Origin of the sequence: Fusicatenibacter faecihominis (assembly GCF_020686945.1) — a bacterium.
Taxonomy (GTDB): domain Bacteria; phylum Bacillota; class Clostridia; order Lachnospirales; family Lachnospiraceae; genus Limivivens; species Limivivens faecihominis.
The window spans coordinates 119,264-141,750 of the sequence record NZ_JAJEPR010000008.1 but is presented as its reverse complement, the minus strand read 5'-3'; the positions used below and the strand labels follow the sequence as shown (position 1 = coordinate 141,750).

Genomic DNA, 22,487 nt, shown 5'->3' with positions numbered 1-22,487 from the left:
AGTTACGATATTTTTATAAAAAATTGCGCGTCTAACTCATCACTGAAGTAACGAGAATGCGACGCGCAGTTATTCAAGTTATAGAGAATACAAGGCGCATTCAAGTGTTTCAAAGATACCTTTGACATGACCTCTGCGATTTCCTCTAATGTTCCCGTCCCACCTGGAAAAGCAATAAAGGCATCGCCCAGTTCGATCATTTTATTTTTGCGTTCTGACATATCTTTGGTCACAATCAGCTTGGTCAAATCATTTTGTTTACATTCTCACCGCTGCTTCCAGCGCAATCGCAGCAATCCGGTTCTTGTCTTCCATGCGGGAATGGTTGGCAAGGCTCCGGGAATCCCACTCTTCCGCATCCAGATTGTCGGCAGCGTAGAAAAACTGCAGGAGTTTTTTACCTCGGAAATCGCAGACGGCAGCGTTGGCGGAACATTCCATATCTACACAAATACAGCCTGCGGCCTTCCGGCGCTTTACCTTCTCCGGCGTTTCCCGGTAAAAAGAATCCGTCGTCCAGGTTTTTCCGACAGTATACTTTACATGCAGTTCATCCAGAAGTTCTGTAAACATCTTCATGCTCTTTTGGTTTACTTCGATCTCATCGGATGGAGCCGCATAATGATAATTTGTTCTTTCGGATTTGAGTTTTTTAAGATTTGCAGTCAACTTACCCCTTTATTTTTAATGACTTATTTTAAAATTTTGCAATATGTAGTCAATCAAAGGCATCGGGGACAGTAAAAAATCCGAAAGCACCGCCCCATGGTCACTCAAACACCGCATTTGCCGTATCCACCGGATGCCCTGCTTTATTCTCGATATCCGTCCCATTTTCAGAGAAGATGCTTCCGGCGAAATTCAGGACTTCGCTTCCGGGCAGGCGGTCGATAGAGACAGCAACTCCATTTCCGGTAAAAGTATTGTTCAGATAACTGGGATTGCTGCCATAGGCCATACTGGTATTGAATTTCAGAGCCGTTCCGTTATTCGTGAAACTACAGTCTGATGCGCTGACCCAGGCGCCGTCCTGCGCGATGGCGGCAATACCCCAGCCACTGAAACTGCACCCGGAAAGCAGGACAAAGCAGTTCGCATTCAATCCGGTTCCGGAGCTGCCCTCAAAACGGATACCGGACATGATTCCATAATTTCCGTTCTTTCCATTTACATTGACGGTTCCAGTAAAAGTGGTGGTCGCATCCCCGTCCGTGCTTCCGAAAATCTGCCAGACATGATCGCCAAATGTAATCTCCCCGTCGTAAGTCACTGCCGGAAGATAGAGATAGACCGGCGTGTCGGAAGATACCTCTTTTTCAATGGAAGCTAGCAGGGTATTCAGCTCCTCCGTGGTTTCCATGGGCGTATCTTCCGGACAGTAAGTAACCACCTCCTGTTTTTCAATTGTAAGCCGGGTTTTCAGAGAAATCGTATCGCCGTTCTTCATCGTCAGCTTCCAGAAAATATCATTGCTTCCGGTATCAGCCACAAAATAAAGATTCGAAACATAGGCTGCATTCGGAAAGTTCTCGTCGTGAACCGGTTCCATGTATTCGAGCTTCTTTGAATTTTCCTGGGGTACGGTCTCTACCTCGCAGGATTTCACTTTCTCAGTAAATTCTTCCCAGTCCACTTCTCCCGTCTCTTCATTTAAAACATAGAGCTGACAGGGAAGGGCACTGTCCAGGCCATCCGCCAGCATATCGGTCCGGTCTCCCTGAGCCTGACCGGCCAGAGCATCGGCCTCCGAGTAAGTCACCAGAAGCCTGTAGGAATGATCCTGATCCGGATAAACGATCCAGGCGTTGGCCTCATAGACCTTCGGCTTATGGTACAAAGAAAAAGCAAAGCCCACACCTGCCAGAAACACCAGTAGAGCTCCAATCACAAAAACCTTCTTTTTCCACCGCCTCGGCGCCCTGATCTCCTCTTTTTCCACTTGAATTGCCGTGCAGTGTGGACAGAAAGAAGCGTCCTCCGGAAGCGAATGCCCGCATTTCACACATTTCTTGCTCATGATTTTCTCCTATTATAATGCCTCCATCAGATGAAGGATATTTTTGTATCTTTTCTCCGGGTTTACCCTTGTGCAGCGCTGCACGATCCGTCCCATCCGGCCGCCGACAAGCTTCCTTGAGGGGTGCTCTCCCGTCAGCATGATATTGAGCAGTACACCCAGCGCATAAATATCTGCGCGGCCATCCGACTGGGAGAGGCCGTACTGCTCCGGTGCCGCAAAGCCGGTCGTTCCCAGGATTTTCGTGTCTTCTGAGATGGCGGTTTTGTGGATCCTCGAAGCGTCAAAATCGATCAGAACCGCCTCACTGCCCCGCAAAATGACATTGTCAGGTTTCACATCCCTGTGTACAATTCCTCTCGAATGAAGCACCCAGAGCGCCGAGCAGAGCTGGCGGCCGATCTGTTTTGCCTGCCCCGTCGTCAGCACTCCTCCCTCCAGAATTTCTCCCAGGGTGTCGCCCTGCACATACTCTTCCAGCAGAGCCGTCCTGCCGTCCTTTTCTCCCACTTCCATGATCTGAGGCAGATTCCGGCAGGAAAGCCCGAGAAGCAGCTGATAGACCTCACTGCTTCCCTCAAAATGTCTGAAAATATATCGGGTGCCGCTTTCCCGGTGGCGTACAAGGGAAACTTCTCCCCGCGCACTTTTCTTGAGCACCCTCAGCGTATCATATTCGTCATGAACTGCCTTAAGAAGGCTGTCATAAATCTCCATATTTCATCCTCCGCACTATGCGGCGTGCATATTGTTTTCCAAAATCGTTTTTAGTATACTGAGATTTGAATATACTATTTAGAATATTGTAACTTAACAAATAATTATTGTAAAGGTGCGAAGATGAAAAAGAAAAATACAGACAATTTACAGCAAGAAATGATGAATGCACCTGATTTGAACCAGTTCCTGTCTCGAAATCAGGAATCATTCGTAAACGCAAGTGTATCGGAATTATTAAACCAGCTGTTTGAGAGAAAAAATATTTCAAAGGCAGCCCTCGCCAAGCAGGCCGGCATGAGCGAGATCTATCTGCATCAGATTTTCGCCGGCCGCCGGAAACCTTCGAGGAACCGCCTTTTATGCCTGTGCTTCGGTCTCGAAGCCAGCGTGGAAGAAACCCAGGAATTGTTAAAGCTCTGCGGCATGGCCCAGCTCTATCCCAAACTGAAACGCGATGCGATTATCTATTACGGACTGCTGCACGGGCTGAAGCTGTTTGAGATTAACGATAAACTTTTTGATGAGGATGAAGAGATTCTGTTTTGAGAGAGAGAGGTGATTTTCCCGGAATTACATGGACGCAGTTTCCTATAAATCAAATCACATTTTTTACAAAGGAGGACCTTATGAAAAAAATTTTTAAAATGCTTCTGACAACCTGCCTGCTTCTGCTGGCTGTGTGCGGGGCATCCCTGTCAGTAAGCGCAAGAACCTATTATTACAAAGGATTGATTTCCATTGACCCGTCATTTCCGGACAGTGTTTTCGATGCAAACGAAGAGATCCGGATCCCTTTGACCGTAAAACGCTATCTCAGCAATAATACCTCCGATTTTTTATCCAAATATTATTGTGATGTTTACGGGCCGGACGGAAGAAGAATCTCCAACAATTATAATTATCTTTCCGATATGAATGCTCCCACTTTAAACTGGACCATCTTTGACAATCATACTCCCCGTGATTTTGGCCAATATACCGTAAAATATTATACTTCCAATGATACCGGAGGAATCTGCTACTTTTACATAAATTCTATTTCCGGCACCTTTGGCTCCGGTTTGAAATGGTCTTATGATAATGCCACCCAGGAGCTTAAAATATCCGGTTCCGGCAATATCGTAGACAACAATTTACCCTGGACAGAATATGAAAGTATGATCAAATCCATCGTTATAGGAGAAGGAATCACATCTATAGATGACTTTACCTTCCGTGGCTGTTCAAATTTAACCAGCGTCAGCTTACCTTCCACCCTTACCCGTATCGGTGGTTATGCCTTTAACAGATGTCAGGGGCTGACAACGGTCAATTTCCCGGAGAACCTTATTCAGATCGGCACCTCTGCTTTTGCGAACTGTTCTTCCCTGCAGAATGTAAAGCTTCCGAACAGTCTCCACATAGTAGGCAATCATGCTTTTGAGGCAACCGCAATCAAGACCATCGAAATTCCTTCCAGTATGATCACCATTCCGCAGAGCGTATTTGAAGATTGTTACTATCTGGAAACAGTTACCATTCCAAATAGCGTAAGGGGAATTGAAGTCCGTGCATTTAAAGACTGTTCCGGTATAAGATCCATTATTTATAAGGGAACCAAGGAAGAATGGGCACGGATCAGCATCTCTTCTTACGGAAATGATGCCTTAGAATCCGCCACAATCAAAACCCTTTCCTCTTCGACCAAAGTCACTCTCGCCAAGACCACGCTCAGAAGTCTGACAAACAATGCCACCGGAATCAAAGTCACCTGGAGCAAAGTAAACAAGGCCAGCGGTTATTACATCTACCGCAAAGCCGGCAATGGCGCCTACAAAAAGATCGCGACGGTCAAAAACGGGACCACCGTTTCCTATCTCGATAAGAACAGTCTTGTCAACGGAACCCAGTACACTTACATGGTCAAAGCTTACAGCGGCAGCACCGTCGGCACCGGAACGGCTCTCCGCACGATCCGCATCACCAGACCGACGATCACAGCCTGCACCAGCAGTTCCAGAGCCATTACTCTGAAATGGAGGAAGAACGCTCAAGTCACCGGCTATGAGATCCGATACACCGTCGGCGCTTCTTCCAGAACGCTCAAAGTGAGAAGCAGAAACACCGTCAAAGCCGTAATCCGAAACCCGAAAAAAGGCAGAACCTTCACTATCCGCCTGCGCGCCTACAGAACGGTAAGCGGAAAAACCTATTACTCCGCATGGAGTGCAGCGAAAAAGGCGGTTGTTCGTTAATGCAAAAAACAGGCTATCTCCCATAAAAAGGAGTAGCCTGTTTTTATATCCAGCCATCAGGGACAGTAAAAAAACCGAAAACACCGTCCTCAAGTACTAGTGTTTGCTCCGGTACTGCGATGGTGTCAAACCGGTTTCCTGTTTGAATTTTCTTCGGAAACTCGACGTATTCAGGTAACCAACCTGGATGCTGATCTGATCGATATTCATATCGGTCTCAGATAACAGCTCTTCTGCTTTTTTCATTCTTATATTCCAGAGATAATCGGAAAAATTCACATCAAAGCCCTTTTTGAAGAGATAGCTCATGTAAGCGATGCTGACATGGAAGGTGTCTGCCAGGACGGAAATTGAAAAATCAGGAGAGCTGTACTCTTTCTGGATCGTTTCCGCGATCTTCGAGAACTGGATCGTGGAGTTCTCAAATTCGTTCTCGTAGGTACTCAGAAGCAGGAGAATATTCTGACGGATTTCTTCTTTTTTCTCCACAAAAGAACAGCTTCTGCAAAGGAACAGCGTATTGAAATACAGATCGCTGTAGCTCTTGAACTTCACGTTGAGGTTGTTCATGCTGCTTGAGAGGATCGTCAGAATATCAATCAGGACACAGCGGATGAAAAAGTTCGGAATCGAAGAATTATTTTCGGAGGCCGTATCCAGAAGCTCAAAGAGACAGATCACCTGTTCTCTGGCTTTCGTGATCTGACAGGATTTGAGCGCATCTGCCAGAAATTCCAGATTCGAGTAGGGGTAGGACAGACTTCCCGAGGAAGAAATCTTCTCTGCGATTTCCGAGTAAATCACCACAGGAGTCTCATCCCAGAATTCAGAAGCTGCTGTCGTATTCTCATAGAGGGACGGAATTTCCAGCGGAGATTCCGCACTGTTGCTTAAAGCACTGCGATAGCCTGTTTCCTGATAAAGATCCGTCAGAAGTAAATGGAGCACTTCATCTTTATTCGGCTCCGCACCGCTGTAGCAGATCAGAAATACCGCGTACTCCTCCGTACACTCCAGAAGCAGGGCAGAGGGAATATCCCCCGGCAGACTGGTATTCAGAAGCTTCTGCACATCTGTCGGAAAGCTTTCTTTCTTACCTGGCGTCTTGACCCGCAGCATAAAAATGTGGCTGCCCGCTTCCAGACAAAACAGATGGTCAAAGATAACGGGATTGTTTGTGTCAAAAACAACATTATCCGCCACAATGGAATCCAAAAGAGACTTCTGCATGGAAAGCCGGTAGGAATCGATTTTCTGCTGCAGCTGCTGGTTTTCGGAGCGCACATTGCTGAAGGCGGCATCCAACTGCTCCACATAGTTGCCATGCTTGTCAGAGGCAGGAAGGAGCTTTAAGGTCAGCTTATGAAGGGGCCAGTAGGTGACACGCATGCCCAAAAAGATCAGTCCCATGCCAACCAGAGACACAACGAGCAGAAAAGCATAAGCATTTCGGAAAGCAACGCTGGTCTGGGAAAGAATCGTGTCATCGGAAAGTATCGTTACGAGTGAAAAGCCATTGATTGTCGTCGGTTCTGTCAGAATATTTTTGGAGGCTGTCACAAGGGAATCCTGGTCCGTAATTTCATTATCCTTTATATAAGAAGTCATATGCTGAGGATCATACCCGCATACAATCTGGTTGTCCTGGCTCATCAGGCACAGGGAAGCCATCCCTGAAATTCTTCTGCGGCTCAGCATTTTTTCAATTTCATCCATATTAAGAATATAAAAGATACTGTAGGTCTTGATTCCATTGTTGCCGGGCAGATAAACCAGGAGCTTGTTTTTTCCTTCTCCCAGTAAAATCAGCTGATTTTCTTTGGTATTTTCCATATAACTTTCCAGAGGGAAGGGGATATACTGTTTATTATAGTAAATCTCATACCCGTTATCGGTCTTTCGGATTGAATTTTTGGAAGAGAGGATATTATTTTTTTCAAAATGAATATAACAGATGCCGCTGATGATCTCATTGGCTGTGGTATATTTTGTGAGTGTCTGGGAGGCCTGATAAAGATACCAGTCTTCCTTTAAATAACGGGACATCGCCAGAGGAATATCCTGGGCCAAAAGATATTGGATTTTCTCTATCGTAGAGATGGAGGAATACAGATCGTTATCGATATCCGTCAGCTGCTTTTCTGCCTGGTTGTGCAGTTCCTTTGTGTAAACCTTTTTTAACTGTACCCGGAAGGCTGCGGTATATCCCAGAGTCAGTATGGTGAGAAGAAGAAAATAAGAAATAAAATATTTATATAAAGTCGTCACTGTATGCTTATTACGCAAATTTTTAAAAAACGACACGGGAACCACCTCTTTGTGAATTGAATTTAAGAATATTCTAACATATATCTAAAAAGAAAAAAAGTAATAATAGATATGAAAAACAAAAATGGGGTGCAATATTTAAAAAATCCGTTCAAAATTTGTGCGATAACACCAAAAAAGCCAGAAAAAATCAGCCTTTGAGAATAATACGTTTTTTAAAACCGCTGTTCCAACAGATGTTTCTTGTAAAAGAGATGGTAAAGCGTATATAATTTGGTTATCGCAAACGCGGCGCCAAAAAAACAAGCGACAAAAGAACGGAAAAAAATAATGTATTAGGAGGTTTGACTATGAAATTGAAGAAACTTACAGCTCTGGTACTGGCAAGCATGATGATCGCTTCCACCGCAACTGCAGTTCCGGTTAGCGCAGCAGAGGACAACGAGTACAGCGTATTTGCTATTTTAAATGGAGAGTACGATCTGGCAGATAACCTGACTATGCAGACCACTCTTGAGGAAGCCGGACTGAAATTTGACTTTACCTCAGTTATGGGCGCAGACCTGGCAGAGAAAAGAAACCTGCTTCTGGCATCCGGCGATTATCCGGAGATCTTTATGAAATCCGGTTTCTCTATGACAGACTTAAATAAATATGGAAGTCAGGGCCTCTTCCTTCCGCTGGAAGATCTGATCAGAGAGCACGCACCGAATCTGACCAAGGTTCTCGATGAAAGAGATGCATGGAAATATCTGACCTCCGCTGACGGCCATGTTTATTCTCTTCCTGAGATTGGAAGACAGGACGGTGCAGTAACCACCTACTGGATCAACAAGAGATGGATGGACAACCTGGGACTGGAAGAGCCGAAAAATCTGGATGAGCTCTATAATGTACTGAAAGCCTTCAAAGAACAGGATGCCAACGGAAACGGCGATACCGACGATGAGATTCCTTTCACCGCTACAGACGTTGTAAAACCGGATCTCCTGCTTCCTTACTTTGATATCAATTATGATTATGGAACCAAACTGGCAGTTATCGACGATCAGCTGACCTATGTTCCTACCTCTGATGTATTCAAGAGCTATATCGAGTTCCTGACCAAACTTTATCAGGAAGGTATTATGGATAAAAATTCCTTTACCCAGAAACATGAGCAGCAGGGCGCAATCGGACAGGCTGGCGATGTATTAGGCTCCTTCTTTGATGCCGGCGCATTCCTGACCGTTGGACGTGACAATGACGACGATTATATCGCACTGACTCCGTTTACCAAGGGCACCTATCCTCTGGGAACCGCTATTACTCCGGGTACTCTGGTACTGACCGATGCCTGCCACAATCCGGAAACCATCATTTCCTTCTTTGACCAGTTCTACAGCGAAGAAGGCGGTATCGAAGCCATTATGGGTATTGAGGGCAAGACCTGGCAGAAGACCGATGATGACAAATGGGAGTGGATCCTTGGCAATGGCTACGGCGACGATGTAGGAACCGTTCGTTCCAGCTCCACCATTCAGGGTGCAGCAAACCATCCGTCCATCTGGCCGAATTACTGGTACGACAACATGTCTCCTGAGGTTGACCCGGATGAAGTATATCTGAACGAGCAGAGAGCAAAAATGGCAACCGACGGCAAGGTTCCCCTTCCTGTTATGAACTACAGTGAAGAAGATGGTCTGACCATTGCTACCCTCACCGCAGATATCAATTCCTATATTGATCAGTATGTAGCTCAGGTTGCAACCGGCGACCTTACCCTGGATGACAGCTGGGATGAGTATGTAGGTACTCTGGAAAGCATGGGAGTAGGCCAGCTGATGGATATCTATCAGGCTGCATACGACGCTGGTATTTCTGCTGAATAAGACTGACAGAATATGAGATAAACAGCTAAGAAATAGGAGAAGGGACTGTTGCAGTCAATGCTTCAGTCCCTTTATTTCTTTACAGAAAACCGGGAAGGAGCGTGTTGGTATGGAAAAGAAAAAGAGTTTCAGAGCCAGACTGGCAAAGAATATTCAGAAAAACTGGATTTTGTACGTTATGATGCTGCCAGTAGTCATTTATTACATCGTCTTTGCTTATGCCCCCATGTATGGCGTACAGCTGGCATTTAAGAATTATAAAATCAAACTTGGAATCATGGGGAGCCCCTGGGTAGGCCTGGATCATTTTAAACGTTTTTTCAACAGCTATAACTTTTCTCTTTTATTGAAGAACACTCTGGGCATCAGTATCTACAGTCTGTTGGTGGGCTTCCCCATCCCGATTATCTTTGCGCTGCTGCTTAATTACATAAAAAACAGATATCTGAAAAAAACCGTGCAGATGGTATCCTATGCACCCTACTTTATTTCTACCGTAGTTATCTGCGGTATGCTGACGATCTTCATGAATCCGGATACCGGCGTTTTCAATACGATCTTAAAAGCTTTGGGTATGGAGCCGATGGATTTCCTCTCCAAACCGAAATGGTTTAAGAGCATCTATGTGTGGAGCGGTGTCTGGCAGGGAATGGGCTGGAGCTCTATCATTTATATTTCCGCCCTCTCCGGCGTCGATTATGAGATGCACGAGGCGGCTATTGTGGATGGCGCCACAAAGCTTCAGCGAATCCTTCATATCGACCTGCCTTCCATCAAACCGACGATTATCATGATGCTGATCCTTCAGCTTGGTTCTCTTATGAATGTAGGTTTTGAAAAAGTATTCCTTCTTCAGAATACTCTGAACAAACAGGCTGCTTCCGTAATTTCCACTTATGTATACGAGGTTGGTCTGATCAACAGTGACTATGGATATTCCACAGCCATCGGTCTTTTTAACTCCATCATCAATATGCTTCTTCTTGTTGGTGCAAACTGGTTCTGCAAGAAGTTTGCCGATGAAAGTCTATTCTAGGAAAGGAGGAAGTCCAGATGAAAGAAAAACATGTAAAAATGAAAAAGTCTTACAATGACAAAATTTTTGATATCATCAATGTGCTGCTCATGTGCATTCTGGTTGTGATCTTTGTATGGCCCCTCTGGTTCATCGTCATTGCCTCCTTCAGTGATCCCAATGAAGTATGGCTCGGCCATGTACTCCTGCTACCGAAGGGCTTTACTACCATCGCCTACCAGGCTGTTGCCGAGTATGGAGATATCTGGATTGGCTACCGCAATACCATTCTCTATACCGTTGTAGGTACGCTGATAAACATGGTCCTGACGATCTGTGCCGCTTATCCTCTGGCACGAAAAGATTTCATGCCGAGAAACATCCTGATGTTCTTCTTTATGCTGACGATGTATTTCAGCGGCGGCCTGATTCCCACTTACCTGGTGGTAAACAACCTGCACCTGACAAATACCTTCTGGGCAATGATCATTCCCGGAGCCATTTCCATCTACAATGTCATCATCACAAGGACCTATTTTATCAACAGCATTCCGAAATCTCTGGAAGAGGCGGCAGAGCTGGATGGAGCGAACACGTTCCAGCTTCTCATTAAAGTTGTCTTGCCCCTGTCCAAACCGATTCTGGCAGTTATCGGCCTTTACTACGCAGTAGGCCACTGGAACGATTTCTACACCGCATTGATCTACATCAATGACAAGAGCCTTCTGCCGCTCCAGTCCTTCTTAAGAGACCTTCTGATGTCCAATAAGATGAGCATGGCCAACATGCAGGGCCTGGACGCAGCCGCCATGGAGGCGAAGATGCAGCTTGCACAGACCTTAAAGTACAGTGTTATCATCGTATCCACGGTACCGGTGCTCTGCATCTACCCCTTCATTCAGAAGTATTTTGTAAAAGGTGTTATGATTGGTTCCGTAAAAGGTTAAATCAAAGGGGACGGTGTTTTTGTTTTTTTCACCGTCCCCTTTGGCTTTTTTATTTTATCTCATCAGCGCTCTATTCTGAGCCACTTTTCCCGTCCCCAATGGCTTTTTCTTTTCCATTGAGAAGGACAAGGGCTTTCGTTTTTTCCGGGACCTGGACTTCCAGGCGGGTCTTGTCGTATTTCACAGAGATTCGGCCGTTTTTCGTCATGATCGAGCCTTCGGCCGCTTCGATGGTATCCATACACTCCGGTGCGATCACGATATCCTCGTAGCAGACGGAACTCTCTTTCTGGCGGATTCCCAGGACATACTCGAAGAGGTACTGGCTGACCGCGCCAAACATCGGATGGCACTGGGAACGATGCCCGGTCCAGTACTCCGGAATCGTGGTGCCGCCTTTCTTCATTCTGGAATAGAAGGTATCTTCTTCTTTGGAGGTAAGAAGTGAGATGGCAAGCTCGCTCTCCCCTCTCTCAAAAAGGATTCTCGTCAGCACATCTGTCGCAAAAATTCCCGTATCGTATTTCCTGATTTCCCGGTAATGCTTGAGAATATTTGCAAAGGTTCTCTCATCGCCGATGCCGAGATCTACGGCAAACACATTGCTTCCCTGCTGATTTTCTGCAAAGTCACCGGTGGCCGGATCGAAATACTGATCCACGATCGCCTGCTTTTTGCACCGGATTTTTTCTTTCAGTTCTTCGTCCGCCTGATGATTTCCGATAATCTCTCCGATCTCCAGCACTTTTTCCATGGATTTGATGTAAAAATAGGTGTTCACAAGGGGCGCAGGAATGTAGATCGCGTCCATATTATTGACAAAGCCCATTGTCGGCACGCACCAGTCTCCCAGGCACCACTCGCCTGCCCGGTCCGAAACCACCAGATCCTTCTCGCTGTGCGCTTCCAGATAGTCAAAATAGTGAAGCATCTGGGGATAGAGCTCTTTCAAAATCTCTTTGTCGCCATAATTCCGGTAAAATACATAGGGCACCATCACAATGGCACAGCCCCAGCCGCCCGGACCACCGCCGGAAGGAATATAGGGCGCCGTATACTGCACATGGCCGGTGATGGAATCCTGGCAGTCCGCAATATCCTGAATCCATTTCCGGTAAAATTTCTCCCCGTCCAGCTGAATCATCGCCGCATTGCAGGTCAGCTGACCGTCTCCGGTGTAGCCTCTCCGCTCCACATGGGGGCAGTCGGATGGGATTCCACAGTGCATATTGTCCAGCTGGGTCCGAAGATAGGCTTCCCGAAGCCAGTTCAGTGTCTCATCGCTGGAGGAAAAGGTGGAACTGACCTTTACATCGCTGTGGATCACGACGCAGTCTGTCACTTTCGCATTTCCTTTTACCTCAAAATACTGAAAACCAAACCAGGTGAAACGGCAGTGCATGCTGCGCTCCGTTCCATCGGTATAGAAAACAGTCTTCTGTTTATAGGTGTTTTCCTTTGTCAGGCGTCCTTTCTTATTCAGCAGTTCTCCGTGCAGAACTGTGATTTCCTCCCCCGCCGGCGCATCCGATACCAGTACCGGATAGCCTGTGATAATTTCTCCGGCATCATAGATCCGCACATCGCCTTTTTCTGCCAGAAGGCGCGGAGTAATATGGCGGATCACCCGGTCTGCCGGGCAGTCCTGTATGTAAAAATGCGTCTCCGGCGCTTTTTCCAGGCAGACCGCTGCCCAGTCGGAATCATCGTAAGGCGTCTGCATCCAGGTCTCGTCATAATCCCTGTAATCATGAACCTCCCCTTTCAGAAGGTTCGCCTTTTTCACATAGCTTTCCTTCCATTTGTGGCTGCCGTCAGAGCCGGTCCGGTGTGTCTCTCCCTTTTCATCCTGCCAGTCGATCACATAGCAGAGCTTGATGTGGCCGTACTCATAACATTCATTGGGCATCTCATACCAGCCCGGCCCCATAAGAAAAGCAATCGTATTTTCTCCTTCCTTCAGATAAGAAGTAATGTCATAAACCGGGCAATACAGGCGGTGGCGCATCTTCTCATCGTAGGGAACTCCGCGGTAAAGCTTCTCCGGTCTTTCATGAAAATCCGTACTCAGCGGCAGAAACAGATCGTCGCTCACCTTTTTCCCATTGATAAAAATCTCAAAAATGCCAAGACCCGCTATCGTGATCTTCGCAGAGGTCACTTTCGGAAAACTCAGCGTCTTCCGGATCATCGGCGTACAGCAGGCTCCCCCGGTGGAAATCCACTCTGCTCCGGATAAATCTGCAGTTTTATAAGTATTCATATCCCATTCCTCCTTATCCCTTCACGGCTCCGCTGGTCATACCTTCCATGATCTGCGTGGAAAATGCAAAATACAGAATCACAATCGGAATCAGCGTGATGATAACAGCCGCCATCGTCTCGCTCATGTATCTCGTAAACTGGCCCACATAGCGGTAGATTCCCAGTGTCAGCGTCGTCGTATTTTTGTTGCCGAGAAGAATCATCGGCATATAAAAATCATTCCAGCAGCCGATGGCTTTGATCAGCGCCATCGTCACAATCACCGGCTTCGCAATCGGGAAAATGATCCGGAAAAACACTTTCACATCATGGCAGCCGTCCATCCGCGCGGATTCCTCCAGCTCTCTCGGAAGCGTCTTAAAAAACTTCTGAAATACAATGCAGGACATCGAAATTCCCGCAATATAGAGAAACAGCACTCCGGCCAGTTTATTCAGGAGACCCATCTTTTTCAGCATCAGGAACACCGGAAGGATTGTCACCTGCACCGGAACCATCATACCAAGCAACAGATAGCTGGACAGCAGATTTTTTCCCTTAAATTCATAACGCGCAATTCCATAGGCCATCATGGCGGACAGGATGATACAGCCAACCGTGCCGCCCACCGTGAGAATCAGGCTGTTTCCAAAATACCGGATGAAGTCGTTTTCAAACAGTACCTTTTTGTAGGCTTCAAAGGTGATGCTGGTGGGAATGGCAATAAAGCTTTTCAGAAGATCGCTCCTGGTTTTTACCGAATCCATCAGCGTCACCACGGTGACAAAGATCGCAATGCTGGTATAGATAATCAGAAGAATCGAGATCGTCCAGCGGAAGATTTTTCCCTGCCTGGAGAGCACTTCCTTTCCTCCTCTTCTGTCGCTTTCCTGTAACTTTTTCACCCTCATAAAATGCCCCTCCTAATTTTCATATTCAAATTTGTTCAGCACCTTATTCTGAAGGAACGTAACCACCAGCATAAACAAGAACATGACTACACTGATCGCAGAACCGAAGCCCAGATTTGTCTTCGCGTCCAGACCGCTTCCAAAGGTGTAACGGTAAAATACCATGCTGGCAAAATCCAGGCTGCCGCCCACGCCTCCGTTCAAACCGCCCAAAATATAAGGAAGGTCGAAAACGCCCAGCGCCCAGATCGTACTCATCATAATGATGGAGGCGCAGGAGGGAAGGGACAGCGGCAGAAGGATTCTGGTAAAACGCTGCCACTCCGTACAGCCATCCACCCGGCAGGCCTCCATGATCTCCTGGGGAATATCCATGAAATTCGCATAGAAAATCATAATACCGGAACCGGCTCCCTGCCACATGATCACGAGAACCAGAAGCTTAAAGGCGATGGAAGGATTGCCAAACCAGGCGCTCTGTGCCATTCCAAGGCTTTTCAGGATCGTGTTCATGAGACCGATGTTCGGGTTGAAAAGAAGGGTTGCAAAAAAGCCGATGACCGTGCTGCTGATGACATAGGGTAAAAATACCATAAACTTTATGTATTTATAGGCCGGAATTTTGATGAAAAAGAAATACGCCAGAAAATACTGAAACGGCGTAATGATAAACCACACGCAGAGCAGATATTTCAGGTTGTTTTTCAGAGAGTTAAAAAAAGCCGGCGTAAAACGTTCATCGTTAAAAATGCGGATGAAGTTTTCAAAACCCACAAAGTCCGCTTTTCCCATACCGGTATAATTGGTAAAAGCCAGATATACCACATACAGGATCGGGATGATCGCAAAGATCGTATAGACCACAAATCCCGGCGTGATAAAAAATAAATAGTTTCTGTTTTTCTTCATAATCCGGTTCCTCCATACATCCAAGAGTTCAAAGCAGATATTCGCAATCCGCTTCGCTACTTGCTCATAACCGAATAGCTGCTTCGCAGCTTATCAGGAGTGGCTTGTACCACTCCTGATACAAGCAAGTCCCAACCCACTGCTTATTGCTCTCGCAATGGAAGCATGGGACTTGCTTGATTCGTTAAAAATGCAGGCATCATTTCTGATACCTGCATTCTGTCAATGTTCTCTGAACTTATTCCATAATTGCTGCCACATCTGCCATCATGTCGTCAACTGTGATCTCGCCGCTCATAACCTTAAGGATATCTTCTGACCAGACAGTATCAGCTGTATCTGTTTTCGCATAAGTTGTAAGTACATTCTGCCAGCTTCTGAAAATGTTTCCGCCGCCGCTTACAGAGATTTCCTGTGCTACCGGATGTGAGGATTCGATTTCCGGAGAGGCAGATACGCCGCCGACAGCCTGAACCCATGCGGTCTGTCCTTCTTTGGTTGCACAGTAGGAAGCAAATGCCTCTGCTGCCTCTTTGTTCTGAGTATTCGCATTGATGGAGAAACCGTTTGCTGCTGTTCCTACCAGACCAGCCGTGCCGTCCTCTGCCGGAATTGCGAATGCGCCGTAATTGAGATCCGGATTGTTCTGATCGATAGAGGAAATTGTCCAGGTACCGCCGATCAGCATTGCCGCATTACCGGTTGTAAAGCCAAGAAGCGCATCATCACTGTTGATCACGCCAAGCCAGTTATCGCCAAAGTAGCCTGCGTTTGCCCAGTCTACCAGTTTCTGGAGGGAACCGCTTGCGCCAGGTCCGTCTGCCTTGCTCGTATAGTCATCCAGGCCTCTGGTATATTCCGGATCGTATGCGGACATCACCGGCTCCCAGATAAAGAGAAGGCTCCAGTCCTCGTAGCACTGGGAAATCGGAGTGATTCCTGCCTCTTTGATCTTTGCCAGCAGCTCTTCAAACTCGCTGAAGGTCTTCGGAACTTCCCAGCCGTTCTCTGCAAAAATATCTTTGTTATAGAAGCAGGCACGGGAGTCCATGGTCAGCCAGGGAACGGAATACTGTTTTCCGTCAATCGTAGCGAGCTTCATCGCATCATCCGTTATAATACTGAAATCCACAACGTCCGTCAGATCCTCTACCATGCCATTGTTCACATAGCCGGGCATGATATCCGTAGCCGTACCGTTTGTCCAGAAAAGATCCGGGCCTTCGCCGGACTGAAGAGCCGTCGCGAGAACCTGCTGATAATCGGAAGCCTTAATCTCGTAATCCACTTCCACGTTGGGATATTTTGCTTTGAAGCCTTCGATGACAGCCTTTAACGCTTCCTCAAAGCTGTAGGCATGCTCCCATACGGTAATGGAACCGGAAACATCCTCGTTTACCGCCTCATCTGCCGATACCGGAAATGTACTGAGAACCATTGCTGCTGCACAGGACAGCGCCATCCATTTTTTCATTTTCATACACTTTTCCTCCTTTTCTTTTTATGCAGTCCCGTCTTTTTCGTCTGCCCGGAACTGTTCACTGATAGCTTCATTTTAGCCAGATTTCCATTTTCAGACAAGGCAATAACTTCTTTAGTTTCTGCACAATCTTACGATTATTTGTGGAAAAATTCAAAAAATTCTATGGAAGTTCAAAATTTTATCTGTTTTCGATACTGCCCGATGGTCTTTCCGGTACTTTTCTTAAAGACTCTCAGAAGATAATTGGCATTGGAAAAACCCGCCAGCTCCGCCACTTCCTCCAGGGAATATTTCGACTGCTTCAAAAGTGTGGCGGCATAGGCCACCCGTTTCTCATTGATATATTGCGTCACCGTCATTTTCGTCTGTTCCTTGAATTTCTTACAGAAGGAGGGCACGCTCATGCAGCTCATCTGCGCCAGCTCCGGCAGGGTCAGCTTTCCGTCCAGATGCTGGTCGATATAGTTCAGAACCTCCATCAGCGGATTCTGTGCTCCTGCACGCAACGCCGCCTCCTGGAATCCCTGCATGTACTCCAGCGCCCTGTCTTTCAGTTCCGTACTGCTGGCCGCGGAAGAAATAAGAGAAACAAGGCTCTCCTCCTGTCTCCATTTTTCACGAAAGCTTTCCTCAAAATGATATTCCTCCAGAATTGACTGGATCAGCTGGCGGAGATTCTGCTGGAACATGTTTTTTACGACTGCGACAGACAGCTGCTGCTCTCCACTCACTTGAAACCACCGTTCCAGCTCCTCCGAAAACTGCTCCGGCCAGCTCTCTTCCAGGAATTTTTTTGTCTCAAAGATTCCAGGCGCACTTGAAGTCAGCGCTTCTTTATAGAAAAAGACCGTTCTTTCCGGATGAAAAAAAGCCTGTTCTGCTGCAAGAACCGCATTCTGATACTGCTCTCTTGTCTCCGAAAGTTCCTCGTACTCCTGGCTGACTCCAATCGTCATTTTTCCTGTGAGGTACTGGCCGATGTTATTCTGAAGCAACCGCAGCCAGTTTTCCAGCGTTTTCTGCCGTTCCTCCAGAGCGAGCTCCTCGTCCAGCTGAAACAGGATAAACGTTTCCCGGTTGTAGGGAGCAAACAGGGTTCCCATCTGATAGCGGCTTACGATTTCCTCCAGAAGATGCACCAGCATGTCCGGCCCCACGACTGCTTCCTGGGCCGCTCCATTTTCCCTGCCATCCGTCAGCAGAACGCCCACCCGGTATCTGGCACTGAGGGCGGATCCTGGTGTCCTGCTGCTCCTCCACGGAGTTTTCTTCTGTTCTACTTCTTTCCCGGCTGTCTTTTCATATACATTTTTCACTTCCTGAATCAACGTCTTCTCCGTCAGACTCTGCTTCAGGATATAGCTGTCTGTCCCAAGCGAGATCGCCCGTTGGGCATAGGAAAAATCCTCATGGCAGCTCACAATAATCACCCCTGGTGCCAGCCTTCTCTCACGGATTTCCCGGATAAAGGAAAGGCCGTCCATCTCTGCCATCTCAATATCCGTCAGCACAATATCCACCACATTTTCCTCCAGAAAATGCAGCGCTTCCTCTGCTTCCCCAAAGATCCCTGACACCACAATTCCTTCTTTTCCATCCAGAAAAGACTGTAAACCAATCCTCGACAGAATTTCATCATCCACTATAATAATCCTTATCATTTCTGTATCCCCCTGATGACCGGAAGCAGGTAGGTCACTTTCGTTCCGGCTCCCGGACTGCTCTCGATCCACATCCCATAGTTTTCCCCGTACTCCATGCGAATCATTTCTTCTACATTATGGATTCCAATATTGGTATGTCCTTCTTTTTTCCCTGGCTTCTGTCTCCACTCCTCCACATCAAAACCCACACCCTGGTCTTCTACTATGATATGCAGGTTTTCATCGGCCCAGACCTTCACTTTGATTTCCGTATTTTTTATTTTTCCTCTGCCAAGTCCGTGAATGACCGCATTTTCAATGATCGGCTGCAGGACAAATTTGCGGATCCTGCAAGTTAAACAGTTTTCATCCTTCTCGATCACAAGCTCAAAATTCATGAAACGCGCTTTCTGGATGACCGCGTAATTCTCTACCAGCTTCAGTTCATCTTCCACGCAGTAACCCGCCTCATCGTCCCGGGCCGCATTCATCAGAACATAGTTTAAGGACTCAATCAGCTTCTGGATGTTTTCCTGATGGTTCAGCACCGCCACCCACTTGATCGTATTCAGGGCATTATAGATAAAATGCGGTGTCAGCTGTGCGGAAAGCACCCGAAGCTTCTGCCTGTTTTTTTCCTCGGATTCCCTCCGGTAATCCTCCATCAGCGCATTGATGCGGCTGATCATATGGTTGAAATGCCGGTATAAGCTGCGGATCTCGCCTTCTCCGATCGGTTCGATCTGCATGGAATCCAGCGTCCCCTGGGCATACTGGTCCATCGCCTTTTTCAGCGTTCCAAGAGGCCGGAAGATATATTTCCGCAGCATATAAAGCATGACAAACAGGAAAATCACATAAATCACTGCAATGAAGAGAATCGGTTTCAGAAGCGACAGGGCCCGCTGCATGATATAAGCCATCTCAATCACCGAAATGCAGTACCAGCCGGTTGTGCCGATCCTGCGGCCCGCCAGAATCACCTTTCTCCCGTCTGCCAGTGTCGTCAGATGATAGTCCGTGATTTTCTTCTCATCCAGGACAGAAATATTCAGATAATCCGTATCCAGTTCCTTGTTGGAACTGTAGAGAATCCTTCCCTCCGAGTCTGTGAGATAACGTACAGCCTCGTCCGACTGGAGCTGAGCGAAGGCGTCCTGCACAAGGGAATCGCTCATAACCATATAGAGAAAACCGACATGCTGCATTTTCTCATCATTCAGGGACCTGGCCAGAATGTAGCGGTCCCGCTCGGACCTGCCATACATTTTATTCATCACATACCAGCAGCATCTTCCTCCTGCCGCAAGCACTTCCTCCTGGTGCTCTTCCATAAAAGAAACCGCCCCGGAATAATTGCCTACCCCATAAACTTTTCCGTTCCGGTCAATGATTGCCCCTGCAGCCACCCCATCCGTCGAATACACATTGGAGGTCAGCCTTTTTTCGATCAGCTTCTCTTCACTTTCCGTCAGCTCTTCCCCGGACAGCAGCTCCACAACATCATTATAGTAGGCAAAAAGTGAGCTCTCCATGCGGCTTTTTAGCCCTCCGGATATCTGATAGCCCACCGATGACATGGAATCCATAGCGGATGTTCCAAGAGTCGTGATGTTGTAATCCCGGAAAATCCTCACAACAAAAGCCGCCATGATAAAGAAAGGAACGATCACCAGCACCACAAACAAAAGAACCACCCGGGTGGTCATGGGGGACGGTGTTTTCGGCTTTTTTCCCGTCCCCCTGGTTTTATTGCAGAAAGCCATTTTTCTTCATCTCCCCCAAAAAGCATGCTTTTTCTGTATATTATTTAAAATATTGTAACTTAACAATCAATTATTGTAAAGATACTATAAAAGGAAAAAGAGACACCCGGAAGGCATCTCTTTCTCTGCTTATGATTACTTATAATCTTTCATATAGTCGCCATGAGCTGCGATGAGCTCGTCGCACATGCTGATGATATCGTGGATATTCAACTCAGCGGCGGTGTGGGGATCCAGCATGGCAGCCTGGTAAATCTTCTTGCGGTCTCTGGTGACAGCAGCCTCAATCGTCATGAGCTGAACGCCGATGTTGGAGGCGTTCATGGCTGCCAGATGGGCCGGAAGCTTGCCAACCTTTGTGGGATGGACGCCGGTTCCGTCGATGTAGCAGGGAACCTCGACGCAGGCATCGGAGGGAAGGTTCTCAATGTAACCGTCATTGCGTACATTTCCGCCGATCTTGTAGGGCTGGTTGGTCACGACAGCTTCCATAATATAAGAAGCGTATTCTTTGCTGCGCTCATGTGTGATCTTGCCGTCTTTGAGAATATCCTCTCGCTCTTTTTCCCAGCCTTCGATCTGTTTGATGCAGCGTCTCGGATACTCGTCCAGCGGAATGTTGAACTCTTCGATCATTTCCGGATAGCGGGACTTGATGAACCAGGGATTGTACTCCGCGTTGTGTTCGCTGGACTCAGTGCAGTAGTAGCCCAGATGGCGGATGTACTCGTAGCGCACCATATCGTGGTGTTTCTCGCCGGAAGTGTTCTTCTCCTCCGCCCGTCTTTTGATCTCCGGATAAAGATCCACGCCATTCTTATCGTGAATATCCAGAAGCCAGGCCATATGGTTAATACCGGCAATGAGTTCGGTTCTGCCCTCCAGCTTATCCTCCATGCCAAGATCCTTCAAAAGGCACTCAGAACATACCTGAACGCTGTGGCAGAGACCGACGGTTTTGATCTTCGTGTAGCGCTGCATATAACCGGTCAGGATCGCCATGGGATTGGAATAATTGAGGAAAAGGGTATTCGGGCAGACCTCCTCCATATCTCTCGCAAAGCCCTCCAGCACCGGAATTGTGCGAAGTCCTCTCATAATTCCGCCGATTCCAAGGGTGTCGGCGATGGTCTGCTGAAGGCCATATTTCTTCGGAATCTCAAAATCTGTGACTGTGCAGGGCTCATAACCGCCTACCTGGATGGCATTTACAACAAATGTTGCATCCCGCAGGGCGTCTTTTCTGTTTTCCACGCCGAGATAAGTTTTGATGACGGCTCTTTCCTCGTTTACGTTCTTGTTAATGGCGGAAAGGATAATCCTTGAATCCTCCAGACGCTTCTCATCAATGTCATAAAGCGCAATCTCGCAGTTTTGCAGGGCCGGAGTACACATACAATCTCCCAGTACATTTCTTGCAAAAACCGTGCTTCCCGCTCCCATAAAAGTGATTTTCATTGTGGCTCCTCCTTTTTCTCTGTTTTTTCTGATGAACCTATTGTATAATTTTCTCAGAGAAACAACTATCCCGTTTGTGCAGAAAACTTGTTAAAATGTTGTATTTTAGGAGGAACTTATGGCAGAAAAAGAAACCAGACACCAGGCTTATCTCACCGTTTATTTCTGCGGCAGCGAAAACTGCCCACCCCGGCATGCTTACGGCCCGGCAGTGCGCCCTCACTATCTTCTCCATGTGATTTTAAAGGGCCGGGGCATTTATCAGTACAAAGGACAGACCTATGCACTTTCCGCCGGAGATGCCTTTCTCATTCCCCCGGCGGAGGTGACGTATTATCAGGCGGATGAGCGCGAGCCCTGGAGCTATGCCTGGGTAGGTTTTGACGGAAAAGCGGTTCCTGAGATTCTCGCCCGGACTGTTTTTTCCGAGGCCTTTGTCTTCCGGAAGGAAACACCGGACTCCATCGCGCCTCTCACCGATCAGATGAAAAAGCTCTGCGAAACTTTTTTCCAGAGTCCAGAGGACCAACTCTCCGCCGCCGGAAATCTCCTGCTGCTCTTTTCCTTTATGAAAAAGAAGGCCCCTGAGACCTCTCAGGAACCCACCCAGATCTATCTTCAGAAAGCCAAAGAATATCTGGAAAACAATTATGCTTATCCCATCCGGATTTCCGATGTAGCCCGCTATACCGGCATTGACCGGACCTATCTCTACCGGATCTTCATGGAAAAAGAGAAGCTCTCGCCCAAACAGTACCTGCTCCGTCACCGGCTTCGCATGGCCGTTGAGATGCTCTGCACCACCAGCTACTCCATCACCGAGATCGCCCTCTCCTGCGGCTTCCACGACGCCTCCTCCTTTTCCGGCTGTTTCCGAAAGGAGTTTCACGTCTCCCCCAGAGACTTCCGCCAAAATGCCCGGATGGATACCAACGGGCTGGTTTCTTCCATTTTTCTCCAGACATAAAAATTCCCCGCCCGCTGTTTTCACAGTACGGACG

At 47.3% G+C, this 22,487-nt stretch carries 18 protein-coding genes; 6 read left to right on the top strand and 12 right to left on the bottom strand.

All coding sequences use genetic code 11. The features are described from left to right. Positions 1-2: 2 nt before the first annotated feature. The 4 genes from LKD71_RS18500 to LKD71_RS07040 all read right to left on the bottom strand — a co-directional run bounded on the left by LKD71_RS18500 (position 3) and on the right by LKD71_RS07040 (position 2,734). The gene (locus LKD71_RS18500) at positions 3-248 is read right to left on the bottom strand and encodes an LOG family protein (RefSeq protein ID WP_334302580.1); all 246 of its coding nucleotides are present in this window, start codon (positions 246-248) and stop codon (positions 3-5) included. A gap of 10 nt (positions 249-258) precedes the next feature. Then, positions 259-669, bottom strand: coding sequence for a phosphorylase family protein (locus LKD71_RS07050; RefSeq protein ID WP_227614889.1), 411 nt, complete (start codon positions 667-669; stop codon positions 259-261). Between the two features lie 100 nt (positions 670-769). Then, the gene (locus LKD71_RS07045; protein ID WP_227614888.1) at positions 770-2,017 is read right to left on the bottom strand and encodes a zinc ribbon domain-containing protein; all 1,248 of its coding nucleotides are present in this window, start codon (positions 2,015-2,017) and stop codon (positions 770-772) included. Between the two features lie 12 nt (positions 2,018-2,029). Continuing rightward, the gene (locus tag LKD71_RS07040) at positions 2,030-2,734 is read right to left on the bottom strand and encodes a serine/threonine protein kinase (protein WP_227614887.1); all 705 of its coding nucleotides are present in this window, start codon (positions 2,732-2,734) and stop codon (positions 2,030-2,032) included. A gap of 123 nt (positions 2,735-2,857) precedes the next feature. Here LKD71_RS07040 and LKD71_RS07035 point away from each other — a divergent pair, with 123 nt between their 5' ends. Together LKD71_RS07035 and LKD71_RS07030 are read left to right on the top strand one after the other, a co-directional pair. Continuing rightward, positions 2,858-3,283, top strand: a complete 426-nt coding sequence (locus LKD71_RS07035; protein ID WP_178044795.1) for a helix-turn-helix domain-containing protein — start codon at positions 2,858-2,860, stop codon at positions 3,281-3,283. 80 nt (positions 3,284-3,363) lie between these two features. Further along, on the top strand, positions 3,364-4,971 hold the full coding sequence (locus LKD71_RS07030; protein ID WP_227614886.1) for a leucine-rich repeat domain-containing protein: 1,608 nt from the start codon (positions 3,364-3,366) through the stop codon (positions 4,969-4,971). 96 nt (positions 4,972-5,067) lie between these two features. Here LKD71_RS07030 and LKD71_RS18315 read toward each other — a convergent pair whose 3' ends face one another. Beyond that, a complete protein-coding gene (locus LKD71_RS18315) occupies positions 5,068-7,275 on the bottom strand; it encodes a helix-turn-helix domain-containing protein (RefSeq protein WP_227614885.1) in 2,208 nt (735 codons plus the stop codon). Between the two features lie 314 nt (positions 7,276-7,589). On the opposite strand from LKD71_RS18315, the gene LKD71_RS07020 reads away from it, so the two are divergent. From LKD71_RS07020 to LKD71_RS07010, 3 genes are all read left to right on the top strand, one after another. Next, positions 7,590-9,110 carry a type 2 periplasmic-binding domain-containing protein gene (locus tag LKD71_RS07020; protein WP_178044792.1) on the top strand — a complete coding sequence of 507 codons (1,521 nt, stop codon included), beginning with the start codon at positions 7,590-7,592 and terminating at the stop codon, positions 9,108-9,110. A gap of 109 nt (positions 9,111-9,219) precedes the next feature. Beyond that, positions 9,220-10,146, top strand: a complete 927-nt coding sequence (locus LKD71_RS07015; RefSeq protein ID WP_227614884.1) for an ABC transporter permease — start codon at positions 9,220-9,222, stop codon at positions 10,144-10,146. Positions 10,147-10,163: 17 nt separating this feature from the next. Continuing rightward, complete coding sequence (locus LKD71_RS07010; RefSeq protein ID WP_178044790.1) at positions 10,164-11,072, top strand: carbohydrate ABC transporter permease; 909 nt, start codon at positions 10,164-10,166, stop codon at positions 11,070-11,072. Between the two features lie 70 nt (positions 11,073-11,142). On the opposite strand, the gene LKD71_RS07005 is transcribed toward LKD71_RS07010, so the two are convergent. The 7 genes from LKD71_RS07005 to melA form a co-directional block, all read right to left on the bottom strand. Next, the gene (locus LKD71_RS07005) at positions 11,143-13,335 is read right to left on the bottom strand and encodes a family 78 glycoside hydrolase catalytic domain (RefSeq protein ID WP_227614883.1); all 2,193 of its coding nucleotides are present in this window, start codon (positions 13,333-13,335) and stop codon (positions 11,143-11,145) included. A gap of 13 nt (positions 13,336-13,348) precedes the next feature. Continuing rightward, positions 13,349-14,227, bottom strand: coding sequence for a carbohydrate ABC transporter permease (locus LKD71_RS07000; protein ID WP_178044788.1), 879 nt, complete (start codon positions 14,225-14,227; stop codon positions 13,349-13,351). A gap of 12 nt (positions 14,228-14,239) precedes the next feature. Continuing rightward, positions 14,240-15,136 (bottom strand): carbohydrate ABC transporter permease, encoded by an 897-nt coding sequence (locus tag LKD71_RS06995; protein WP_227614882.1) that lies wholly within the window; start codon positions 15,134-15,136, stop codon positions 14,240-14,242. Between the two features lie 238 nt (positions 15,137-15,374). Further along, on the bottom strand, positions 15,375-16,616 hold the full coding sequence (locus tag LKD71_RS06990) for an ABC transporter substrate-binding protein (protein ID WP_178045791.1): 1,242 nt from the start codon (positions 16,614-16,616) through the stop codon (positions 15,375-15,377). A 173-nt stretch (positions 16,617-16,789) separates the two neighbouring features. After that, complete coding sequence (locus tag LKD71_RS06985) at positions 16,790-18,280, bottom strand: response regulator (protein ID WP_227614881.1); 1,491 nt, start codon at positions 18,278-18,280, stop codon at positions 16,790-16,792. Continuing rightward, a complete protein-coding gene (locus LKD71_RS06980; protein WP_227614880.1) occupies positions 18,277-20,028 on the bottom strand; it encodes a cache domain-containing sensor histidine kinase in 1,752 nt (583 codons plus the stop codon). Before LKD71_RS06980 ends, LKD71_RS06985 begins: the two co-directional genes overlap by 4 nt. A 135-nt stretch (positions 20,029-20,163) precedes the next feature. After that, positions 20,164-21,486 carry an alpha-glucosidase/alpha-galactosidase gene (gene melA / locus LKD71_RS06975; RefSeq protein ID WP_227614879.1) on the bottom strand — a complete coding sequence of 441 codons (1,323 nt, stop codon included), beginning with the start codon at positions 21,484-21,486 and terminating at the stop codon, positions 20,164-20,166. Between the two features lie 118 nt (positions 21,487-21,604). On the opposite strand from melA, the gene LKD71_RS06970 reads away from it, so the two are divergent. Then, the gene (locus LKD71_RS06970; RefSeq protein WP_227614878.1) at positions 21,605-22,453 is read left to right on the top strand and encodes an AraC family transcriptional regulator; all 849 of its coding nucleotides are present in this window, start codon (positions 21,605-21,607) and stop codon (positions 22,451-22,453) included. Positions 22,454-22,487 lie beyond the last annotated feature (34 nt).